The sequence below is a fragment of the Trinickia mobilis genome, assembly GCF_017315705.1.
In the GTDB taxonomy this organism is placed as follows: domain Bacteria; phylum Pseudomonadota; class Gammaproteobacteria; order Burkholderiales; family Burkholderiaceae; genus Trinickia_A; species Trinickia_A mobilis.
On the sequence record NZ_JAFLRF010000080.1, the window covers coordinates 1 to 10,851 of the forward strand.

General features: G+C 59.6%; 7 protein-coding genes and 2 pseudogenes. 6 read left to right on the plus strand and 3 right to left on the minus strand.

Going from position 1 to position 10,851, the window contains the following annotated elements:
• The first annotated feature begins 260 nt into the window (after positions 1-260).
• Both J3489_RS36495 and J3489_RS36500 read left to right on the plus strand, forming a co-directional pair.
• Positions 261-869: an NAD(P)H-dependent oxidoreductase gene (locus J3489_RS36495; protein ID WP_207005659.1), complete on the plus strand. Its 609-nt coding sequence runs from the start codon at positions 261-263 to the stop codon at positions 867-869.
• Positions 870-894: 25 nt separating this feature from the next.
• Positions 895-1,071, plus strand: a complete 177-nt coding sequence (locus J3489_RS36500; protein WP_207005660.1) for a thioredoxin domain-containing protein — start codon at positions 895-897, stop codon at positions 1,069-1,071.
• A gap of 66 nt (positions 1,072-1,137) precedes the next feature.
• On the opposite strand, the gene J3489_RS36505 is transcribed toward J3489_RS36500, so the two are convergent.
• On the minus strand, positions 1,138-1,665 hold the full coding sequence (locus J3489_RS36505; RefSeq protein ID WP_207005661.1) for an Lrp/AsnC family transcriptional regulator: 528 nt from the start codon (positions 1,663-1,665) through the stop codon (positions 1,138-1,140).
• Positions 1,666-1,817: 152 nt separating this feature from the next.
• Here J3489_RS36505 and mdeB point away from each other — a divergent pair.
• A pseudogene (gene mdeB, locus J3489_RS36510) lies at positions 1,818-4,538 on the plus strand (alpha-ketoglutarate dehydrogenase).
• Positions 4,539-4,860: 322 nt separating this feature from the next.
• Here mdeB and J3489_RS36515 read toward each other — a convergent pair.
• Both J3489_RS36515 and J3489_RS38205 read right to left on the minus strand, forming a co-directional pair.
• Complete coding sequence (locus J3489_RS36515; protein ID WP_207005662.1) at positions 4,861-5,433, minus strand: TetR/AcrR family transcriptional regulator; 573 nt, start codon at positions 5,431-5,433, stop codon at positions 4,861-4,863.
• A 249-nt stretch (positions 5,434-5,682) separates the two neighbouring features.
• Positions 5,683-5,838 (minus strand): annotated as a pseudogene (locus tag J3489_RS38205) (IS630 family transposase); the annotation flags it as partial.
• 596 nt (positions 5,839-6,434) lie between these two features.
• On the opposite strand from J3489_RS38205, the gene J3489_RS36520 reads away from it, so the two are divergent.
• The 3 genes from J3489_RS36520 to J3489_RS36530 all read left to right on the plus strand — a co-directional run.
• The gene (locus J3489_RS36520) at positions 6,435-7,478 is read left to right on the plus strand and encodes an efflux RND transporter periplasmic adaptor subunit (protein ID WP_309491487.1); all 1,044 of its coding nucleotides are present in this window, start codon (positions 6,435-6,437) and stop codon (positions 7,476-7,478) included.
• A gap of 14 nt (positions 7,479-7,492) precedes the next feature.
• On the plus strand, positions 7,493-10,651 hold the full coding sequence (locus J3489_RS36525) for an efflux RND transporter permease subunit (protein WP_207005664.1): 3,159 nt from the start codon (positions 7,493-7,495) through the stop codon (positions 10,649-10,651).
• Positions 10,648-10,851: hypothetical protein (locus J3489_RS36530; RefSeq protein ID WP_207005665.1), on the plus strand; the 204-nt coding region annotated here is incomplete at its 3' end. The genes J3489_RS36525 and J3489_RS36530, both read left to right, overlap by 4 nt.

Here is a 10,851-nt window from a genome sequence, read left to right on the forward strand (position 1 = left end):
CTGTTGTACATGTACAACCGGTTCATCGCCGATATTACCGTGGCGATTATCCGTCTCAAGCAGGCGTTTGGCGGCGCCAAGGATGCAACGGAGAACAAGTTCGCCATCTAACGTGGCCGGAGCGCAGCGAAACGCTCTGGCAACGTTGCCTGCAAGTTCACCGGTCCACAGTGCCAAGCGCGTCCGGGAGCTCCACCGCCTCGCTCCACTTCCTTAGTTCGTCGAGAAACCCCATTCACATCACAAGAAAGGAGCACGCTGTGAGCAAGACCCTGATCATCAATGGGCATCAACCTTATCCCTTCTCCAACGGCAATTTGAACGCGACGCTCCTCGAGCGCGCCAGGAACTTTCTGGACGAGCTTGGCCACGAGGTACGCGTGACCATAGTGGCCGATGGCTATGAGGTAGAACGGGAAATCGAGAGCCACATATGGGCCGACACGATCCTCATGCAGTTTCCGGTCAACTGGATGGGTGCGCCCTGGTCGTTCAAGAAGTACATGGACGATGTTTACACGGTCGGCATGGACGGGCGGCTCTGCAAGGGTGACGGTCGCGTGGCCGAGGCGCCCAAAGCCAACTACGGCATGGGCGGCGCGCTCAACGGCACGTGCTATATGCTCTCGGCCACACTGAACGCACCGGCCGAGGCCTTCGACGATCCGTCCGAGCCGTTCTTCGAAGGTACCTCGCTGGACGACCTGCTGCGGCCGATGCATCTGAATGCCAAATTCTTCGGCATGTCGCCGCTGCCCACCTTCGGCGCCTTCGACGTCATGAAGAACCCCGAGATCAACGCGGATCTCGCGCGCTTCGACGCGCATCTGAAGACCGTTTTCAATGACGCTCAGCATGCGACGCCCTGACATTCGACTGTACACGGCCGCCACGATGAACGGCTACAAGCCGGTCATCTTTCTTGAAGAGGCGGGCGTGCCTTATGGCCTCAGCAGCCTGTTCGAGTGCCTGGCGCGCCGCATTCGCATTCGGATAGACGTAGTGGTCGCAGGGATACACCTTCCGATCGTCGACATGAAACGGTCCGGATTTCGGAACGATGTTATGTAGGACTAACCGAGCGTGATCCACATCGCAGCTTACGAAATGGCAACGTCAGCGATCGCACGGGACCGTTCAACTCCAGTCCGTCGAGACGTCGTCAGGATCGACCAGCGTCAATCCTGACGACGGCAATGGCAGCGCCGTCTTGTAACGCACCTGCTTGAGCGCGAAGCTCGAACGGATGTTCGAGACACCCGGGATTGTCGTCAGACGTTCGAGGATGAAGCGCTCCAGCGTCTTCATGTCCGGCATGACCACGCGCAGCAGGTAGTCGGCATCGCCCGACATCAGATAACACTCCATCACTTCCGGACGTTCCGAGATGGCCTGCTCGAAGCGCTGAAGTGCGTCCTCGACCTGCTTCTCAAGACTCACCTGGATAAACACGTTGATTCGCAGGCCAAGCGGCTCAGGATTGAGCAATGTGACTTGCTGCTTGAACAACCCGAGTTTCTCCAGGGCGCGGACACGATTGAAGCAAGGGGTCGGCGACAAGTTGACCGATCGCGCCAGCTCGGAATTAGTGATGCGGGCGTTTTGCTGGAGCTGGCTGAGGATGCCGATATCGATACGGTCCAGCCGTTTGGGTGGCGAGGTCATAGATGAAATATTCCGTGGATGTAGGCCCATGCGGAATAAATACACCATCCCGGCTCCGGATCGCAAGTAAATGAGAGGCATATTTTGCGGCTGGCTGGCTAACATGTATCGAACCATCCATGAACCGAACGCCTCCATCCGGGAGTTGTGCCATGACGGATTTATCCAGCGGTAGCGAACAGATGCAATTCCTCGGACGAGGCGGGGAAGATAGCGACCCCGAGGAAACGGCCGAGTGGCTGGAGGCGCTCGATGCCGTGGTCGCCCATGTCGGCAAGGACCGCGCGCAGTATCTGTTCGATTGTCTGGCCGAGCATGCACTTGCACTGGGCGTCGAGTCTTCCCGCGCCCGCGTCACGCCCTACATCAACACGATTCCGCGAGAACGACAGGCGCCCTATCCAGGCGATCTCGAACTCGAGGAACGGCTCGCCGCCGCGCTGCGCTGGAACGCGCTTGCGATGGTCGTGCGTGCGAACAAGGCGTATGGCGAACTCGGCGGTCATATCGCGAGCTATGCATCGGCGGCGGACCTCTTCGAAGTGGGCTTCAACCATTTCTTTCGGGCCGCTGCACCTGGGGCCGAAGAGGGCACGGGTGGCGATCTCGTGTATTTCCAGCCGCACTCGTCGCCGGGCGTCTATGCACGTGCCTACCTCGAGGGATTCCTGAGCGTGGAACACCTGCAGCACTACCGGCGTGAAATCGCCGGCCCGGGGTTGTGTTCGTATCCGCACCCGTGGCTGATGCCGGACTTTTGGCAATTTCCGACCGGCTCGATGGGCATCGGCCCGATCAACTCGATTTACCAGGCGCGCTTCATGCGCTATCTGCAGAACCGCGACCTCGCGCAGACCGAAGACCGCAAAGTGTGGGGCTTCTTTGGCGACGGCGAGATGGACGAGCCGGAATCGACCGCTGCGCTGTCGCTCGCGGCGCGCGAAGGGCTCGACAACCTCGTGTTCGTGATCAACTGCAACCTGCAGCGGCTCGACGGTCCGGTGCGCAGCAACGGCCGCATCATCGATGAACTCGAAGCGCAATTCATCGGCGCGGGCTGGAATGTGATCAAGGTGCTGTGGGGTTCCGACTGGGACGCGTTGTTCGCGCGCGACCGCACCGGTGCACTGCTGCGCGCGTTCGCCCACACGGTGGACGGCCAGTTCCAGACTTTCTCGGCCAACGACGGGGCTTACAACCGCGAACGCTTCTTCGGCCAGAACCCTGAACTCGCAGCACTCGCCGCACAGCTGAGCGACGAGGATATCGACCGCCTGCGCCGCGGCGGCCACGACGTGCGCAAGTTGCACGCGGCCTACGCGAAGGCGCTTGAGCATCGAGGCCAGCCCACGGTGATTCTCGCCAAGACGATGAAGGGCTTCGGCATGGGGGCGGCGGGCTAGGGCAGGATGACGACGCACCAGCAGAAGAAGCTCGGTTTCGACGATCTGAAAGCATTTCGCGATCGTTTCCGCTTGCCGCTGTCGGACGAGGACGTCGAACAGGTGAAGTTTTACAAGCCAGCGGGAAACAGCCCGGAAATGCAGTACCTGCATGCGCGCCGGGCTGCCTTGGGAGGCTATCTGCCCAGAAGGCGGAGAGTGGCATCGAAGGGGCTGACCGTTCCTTCGTTGCAAACCTGGGGACAATTCGCGCTGGAGGCGGGCGGCAGGGACATGTCCACGACCATGGCGCTGGTGCGCATGCTGACCGCGCTGCTCAAGGACGCGGAATTCGGCTCACGCGTGGTGCCAATCGTCGCCGACGAGGCGCGCACGTTCGGCATGGCCAACATGTTCCGCCAGGTCGGGATCTATTCGCCGCTCGGGCAGCTGTACGAACCTGAAGACCTCGGTTCGATGCTCTATTACCGCGAAGACACCAAAGGGCAAATTCTCGAAGAGGGGATTTCGGAGGCGGGCGCGGTGTCGTCGTGGATCGCGGCGGCCACGTCGTACAGCGTGCACGATCTGCCGATGTTGCCGTTCTACATCTACTACTCGATGTTCGGCTTTCAGCGCATCGGCGACCTCATCTGGGCCGCCGCCGATCAGCGTGCACGGGGTTTCCTGATCGGCGCGACGTCCGGCAAGACGACGCTCGGCGGCGAGGGCTTGCAGCATCAGGACGGCAGCAGCCATCTGGCGGCCTCGACGATTTCAAATTGCCGCGCGTACGATCCCGCGTTCGCATATGAGGTTGCCGCGATCGTCGACGAGGGCATGTGCGAGATGGTCGAACGTCAGCATGACGTGTTTTATTACGTCACGGTGATGAACGAGAATTACGCGCAGCCGTCGGCGCCGCAGGACGATCCGCAGGCATTGCGCAAGGGCATACTCAAGGGCATCTATCCGCTGCCGTCGAACTCAAACGAGGCGGCATGCGTGCAACTGCTCGGCTCAGGAGCGATCCTCGGCGAGGTGATCGCCGCGCAGCAGATGCTTAGGGACGAATGGGGCATCGAGGCCGCGGTCTGGAGCGTGACCAGTTTCACCGAATTGCAGCGCGACGGCATGGCTGCCGAGCGGCTCGCGCGCCTCGGCGAAGCAGCGCCGCTGCCGTTTGCGACCGCAGCGCTCGGCGCGTCGACCGGTCCGGTGATTGCCGCGACGGACTACGTGCGCGCTGTACCTGAACTGATTCGTGCATACGTGCCGCGTCGCTACGTCACGCTCGGCACCGATGGCTTCGGCCGCAGCGATACGCGTCAGGCTCTGCGCGAATTCTTCGAAGTGGACCGCGCGTCGATTGTGATTGCCGCATTGAAGGCGCTCGCGGATGACGGCGAGATCGACGCCGGTGTTGTTGGCAGGGCGCGCCAGCACTATGGCAAAGCCGGGTCGACGGGCGTTGCTTCGTGGGAGCGATAAGTACCTTTTCGATTGCACGCCCATAGATGGTGCGCTACCGGCCGTGCAGGATCTTGTCGAGGTGATGGCTGAACATGCTTTGTCGCTAGCACGAGTCGCTGCCAGACCGTATTGAATTCGAGCAGTTCCTCCCGACTGATACCCGTGATGCCTCGGTCACGCATGGCAACTTCCAACGCCTCGGCCTAAGCATTGCGAAGCTCTGCCACAGTCGCTCACCCTTGCCCACAGCAGCGAATGTGACTGGGTAGAGCCCATGCCATTCAGCCGCAATCGCACTCCAGTCAATCGTCAGCCCCTCTTGGTGGCTCCACTCGAGCAACTAGAGTTGCAGTAGATATATTTCGGTCTGCTTGAGAATCGCGTCCGAGAGTCCAGGATCTTGAACGATCCGCGACATCGTCACTGCCCCAATCATCGCTGAAACCGCAACAAGCGCCTTCTCTTTCGCGGTCCGACGGCCAACACCCCCGAATTGTGCGGCCACAATTTCAACCAGCTCCATAAACCCGCCGGACGCTTCGGCACGGGTGTCCTCACTCGAGCGCACTAGCTCACTTCCCAGCCCGGCCAGCGGACAGCCTCCGGCGGGGTCGTCCCTGTGCTCTCTCGCCAGATAACTCGCTGCAATTGCGGCGAGGCTTCCCTTGCCACCAGGTTCCCGAGCCGCTGCGCTGACTCTTTCCACAATCGAGTCCATCCCGACCCCACACGCCTCGGCAACCAGTTGGTCTTTTGAAACGAAGTGGCCGTAGAACCCGCCGTGCGTCAGGCCGGCTGCCGCCATCAATTCACAGATTCCAGTCGACCGGATGCCGTTGCGGCAAAACTCTGCCGCTGCCGTCTTCACGATTCTCTCTCGCGTCTCAGCTGCTTCCAGCTTCGATTTTTTCACTTGGCGCGCCCTCCCGACTGTTGCCCCGGTGATATACGAGGTCGTGGCTTTTGCTCAACGCCTACCTACAACTGCCCTCTGGTTGAAATCCGACCTCGGCGTAAGGATATTGCTTCCTCAGTTGACCATTTAGATGGCATATATAATCTTATACCAATTTCGCGGTCGAGCGAAATCCAAGACTCGAATAGGTATCTCGTGCTGGTCAACTGAACCAGATGAATCGCACCGGTTGCGACGCGAGGGATTCAGGCTCAGGGTGCCGTTGCGTTTGTACTCGAAGCCGTGACTTTCGGCGCGTCCGGACGAAAGCGGCAGCATTCGGTCCTTGCGATCGAGTGCCTGGATCGCCGCTTTTTCGTCCACGCGGAACACAGCCGTAGGGGCAGGCGGATTCAGTCGACCAGACGCCGTTGCGGCAAAACTCTGCCGCTGCGGTCGTCACGATTCTCCGCCGCGCCTCAGCTGTTTCCAGCTTCGATTTTTTCACTTGACGCCCCTCCTGACTGTTGCCCCGGTGATACACGAGGTCGTGGTTTTCACTCAGCACCTACCTACAACTGCCCTCTGGTTGAAATCCGGTCTCGGCGTAAAGACATTGACCCTTCAATTGACAATTTAGATGTTGCATGTCATCTTCCTCCACTTTAGAGGTCATGCACAATCCAAAGAGGGCATAGGTGTCATGTGCAAGTCAGCGTCAAGTAGGCGCCGCCGAGGCACGTTTGCCTGTGATTGCGAGGCCGGTCACTGTGCCGGCTTTGACCCATTCGACAACCGACTTTTCAAGGGTATGAACAGTGGACACGCAAAATCAGTCAGCGGCTGCGGGGCGGCCGGATGGGAGTGTGGCTCGCACAGGACTGCGATCACGCTCGCAAACAAAACTCTGGTTGTGGTCTGGAGCAGTCGCGGCAACGCTTGGGGCGGGATGGCTTGTGCTCTCGCACACAGGCGGCGATGCGTCAGCCGCCGTGCGAGCCGCCCCACCCACAGTTACGGTGAGCAAACCCCTGGTCCGCGAACTCAACACACAGCTCAGCTTCCTCGGCCAGTTTTCTGCCGTAGACCAGGTCGAGATTCGTGCTCAGGTGGGGGGAACGCTGACGGGCATCTTTTTCAAGGACGGCAGTATCGTCCATAAGGGAGACGTGCTCTTCACCATCGACCCCGTCCCCTATGAAATCCGGCTCGCCCAGGCAAAGGCTCAACTTGAAACGGCAAACTCGAAGCTCATCCTTGCCAACCTCGAGTTGTCCCGAGCGCAAGAGCTGGAACATAGCAGCGCGGGGACGGTTGAAAACGTTCAGCAGAAAACATCGGACCAGCAGACAGCGCAGGCGGCAGTAGACGACGCGAAAGCACAGATTCGTGACGCGCAGTTCGACCTCGACCACGGCCGCATAACCGCGCCGTTTACCGGACGCATTGGCTCGCACCAGGTCTCGGTTGGAAATCTGATTGCAGGCAGCCGAGCGGCCACCAGTCCGACCACTTTGCTTGCCACGCTCGTGTCCCTCGATCCAATCTACATGAACTTCGATATGAGCGAGGCCGACTACGAGACATTCTCCCGATTCCGTACGAAGCTGGACGGTACACCTTCTAACAAGGTGATACTGGCGCCCGGAAACGACCGGAAGTACACGGTGCAGGGTACGTTCGATTTTGTAGACAACGTCATCGACCGCTCCAGCGGGACGATTCACGCTCGGGCCACCGTTCCGAACCCCGACCTTTCGCTGACGCCGGGCGAGTTCGCACGCGTGAAACTGGCAATTGAGAATCCCAGGCCAACTCTCCTTGTCCCCGATGCCTCGGTCCAGGCAGACCAGTCGCAACACGTGGTCATGACCGTATCTCCAGACGGAACCGTCGTTCCCAAACAGGTCGACATTGGAGACATGCGCGGTGGCCTTCGGGTAATCCGCTCCGGGCTGACACCCGATGACGAAGTCGTGGTCGACGGAATTCCCTATGCGGCCCCAGGAGCGAAAGTCGAGTCGCAGAACGGAGCCGTCCGCTTTGCGGCAAACCAGGATTAGGACCGGCCGAGACCATGCGCATTGCACACTTCTTCATCAGGCGACCGCGTTTCGCAATTGTCGTCAGCAGCTTCCTGACCTTAATCGGACTGGGCGCGATGTTCGGGCTTCCGGTAGCGCAGTATCCGGCCATTGTCCCGCCGACGGTACAGGTCACGACCTACTACCCGGGCGCATCTGCCGAGACGATTGCCCGTACGGTCGCAACTCCGCTCGAGCAGCAGATCAACGGCGTGGAAAACATGCTCTATATGAGCAGCCAGTCGACTGGAGACGGCAATCTCACCATTACGGTTACGTTCCGGATCGGCACAGACCTGAACGTCGCTCAGAATCTCACGCAGAACCGCGTCCAGGATGCACTCTCCCGGTTGCCGGAAGACGTACAGCGCGAAGGCGTGCATGTACGGAAGACAACGCCAGCCATTCTTATCGCTGTCCACTTCTATTCGCCGGACAAGTCGCGTGACCTTTTGTACCTCTCGAACTTCATCACTCTGCACGTACGGGATGTGCTTGCCCGATTGCCCGGCGTAGGGGATACCCAGTTGGATGGCGAGCGGCAGTATGCGATGCGAGTCTGGCTGGACCCTGACAAGATCGCGTCGCGCAATCTGACCGCCGGTGACGTATTGACGGCGCTCCGCGCGCAGAACATCCAGGTATCGGCGGGCGTCCTCAACCAGCCCCCGGTCGCGGGTAACAGCGCCTACCAGACTGGTATCGAAGCGCTCGGGCGCCTCTCTACGCCCGAGCAGTTCGGGGACATCATCGTAAAGTCGGATGACCAGGGTCGCGTGACGCGCGTGCGGGACATTGGTCGCGTCGAGCTTGGGGCGGCAGATTACGGTTCGTCGGCATATATGGACCGTACGGATTCCGCCGCGCTCGTACTGTTTGGCGAACCGAGCGCAAACTCGCTGACGGTGGAGCGAGAAGTACTCGCCAAAATGAAGGAATTGAAGAAGACCTTCCCACCCGGCGTTGACTACAAGATCATCTACGACCCGACAAACTTTGTCGGAAAATCCGTGCACGAAGTCATCATTACCATCTTCGTCGCAATCCTGCTCGTTGTAGGTGTCGTGTTCGTCTTTCTCCAGAAATGGAGAGCCGCCGTCATACCTGTCGTTGCGATCCCGGTATCGGTGCTCGGTTCGTTCATCATCCTCTATCCATTCGGTATCTCGATAAACAACCTTTCGTTGTTCGGGCTTGTGCTGGCAGTTGGCATCGTCGTCGACGATGCTATTGTTGTGGTCGAAAATGTCGAAAGGAACATGAGTGCAGGCCTAGGGCCAAAAGAGGCGGCGCACAGGACGATGGACGAAGTAGGTGGCGCCCTGCTTTCCATTGCGCTTACGTTGTGTGCCGTCTTCGTGCCGACTGCATTCATCAGTGGAATCTCCGGACTTTTCTTCCGCCAGTTCGCCATCACGATTGCGGCATCGACGGTGATTTCCTGCTTTGTTTCACTTACGCTCAGCCCTGCCCTCTGCTCCATTCTCTTCAAGTCAAACGGTGAGCACGGACACGCTCGCACGACCCTCGTGGGACATTCGCTGGATAGGGGCTTCGCCCGGTTCAACACGTTCTTTGACCGTGTCTCGAACGGCTACGGCAATCTCACGCGGCGTCTCGTGCGTGGACTGACCGTGGTCCTGGCGGTCTATGTCGGATTGATTGCTCTCTCCGGCGCCGAATTTTCCCGTACTCCGACAGGCTTCATTCCGGAACAGGACCAGGGCCTGTTGATCGCAATCATCCAGCTACCCCCGGGTGCTGCGCTCCCAAGAACGGAGAGCGTTGTCAAGAGAGCCACGGACATCATTCTCAAAACCAAGGGGATTGAACACGTTGCTCCGTTCGCAGGGTTCGATGTCACAACTTCGACGATTGCTTCGAACACCGGAACAATCTTTGTGGGATTGCCGTCGCTGTATAACCACTCGGTCCCGGGCGTGAACGCTGCATCTGCCTTGGCTGAGCTGCGCCGCAGCCTCTCGACAATCAAGGATGCCCGTATTCTGGTTATCCAGCCGCCCCCGGTGCAGGGGCTTGGCAGTGCTGGCGGATTCAAGATGATGCTTGAAGACCGCGCGGGCCTTGGCCCGGACGGACTCGTCAAGGCCGCCAACGCGCTCGTGGCGGCGGCAAACAAGGACCCAGACTTTGCAGGAGTTTTCACCCTGTTCAACACCAGATCGCCGTCCGTGTACGTTGACATTGACCGTTTGAAGGCCGAAAAGCTTGGACTGACTCCCACAGACGTCTTTTCTGCGCTGCAGGTGTATCTGGGTTCCCAGTACGTCAACGACTTCAACTATTTGGGGCGGACGTACCAGGTGATCGCTCAGGCGGAAAGTCAGTTGCGTGAAAGCAATCAGGATATTACCCGGATCAAGACACGCAACGCAGCCGGACAGATGATTCCACTTGGGACAGTCGCGCAGTTGAATGCAGACACGGTTCCGTATCGGGTACCTCGCTATAACCTGTTCCCGGCCGCAGAAATCATGGGGGCTGCAGCCCCAGGGGTTGCGTCGGGTACAGCATTGCGCCGCATGGAGGAACTGGCGCATCAGGTTCTTCCCAAGGGTATCGAGTTCGAGTGGACTGATCTTGCCTTCCAGCAGCAGCAGCGCGGCGTGCCTACCCTGCTTGTTTTTGGCGCGGCTGCTCTGTTCGTCTTTCTCGTTCTGGTTGCGCAATATGAGAGCTGGAAGTTGCCGCTTTCGATTGTCCTGATAGTGCCCATGTGCATTCTCGCGTCTGTCACGGGGCTCATTGCGAGAGGAATGCCGATTGACATCCTGGCGCAGATAGGATTTGTGGTGCTTGTTGGTCTGGCGGCGAAGAATGCCATTCTGATCGTCGAGTTCGCCCGTCAGGGCGAGAACGAAGGATTGTCCGCGATCGATGCGGCCGTCCAGGCCGCACGGACCCGCCTGCGGCCGATCTTGATGACTTCCTTCGCATTCATCCTCGGTGTCGCACCGCTCGCTGTTGCCACTGGGGCGGGCGCAGAGATGCGCCAGTCGCTGGGGACGGCGGTTCTGTTCGGCATGATAGGGGTGACCTGCTTCGGCCTGCTTTTCACACCGGCCTTCTACATTCTGATTCGGAAACTCGGCGCCAAAGTCCGCGCGTACGGCCAGGAGGAGCACGCATGAAACACAACAACGCCCTGTCTCGCCAACGCTACCGGTCTGAGGGATTTTCTGGCAGCGCAATGCCCCCGGGTCGTCAACGCGGTAGTCCGAGCACATTTGCCGCATCCGTGGCCTTGGCGGTCACACTCTCCGGATGTGCCGTCGGCCCGGACTACGTGGCGCCGACCACGCAGTTCGCACCGTTTCATAACACCATCACG

Excerpts from the sequence above, each read along its gene's own strand:
- J3489_RS36500 (WP_207005660.1), top strand. The coding sequence starts at position 895 with ATGAACGGCTACAAGCCGGTCATCTTTCTTGAAGAGGCGGGCGTGCCT.
- J3489_RS36505 (WP_207005661.1), bottom strand. The coding sequence starts at position 1,665 with ATGACCTCGCCACCCAAACGGCTGGACCGTATCGATATCGGCATCCTC.
- J3489_RS36525 (WP_207005664.1), top strand. The coding sequence starts at position 7,493 with ATGCGCATTGCACACTTCTTCATCAGGCGACCGCGTTTCGCAATTGTC.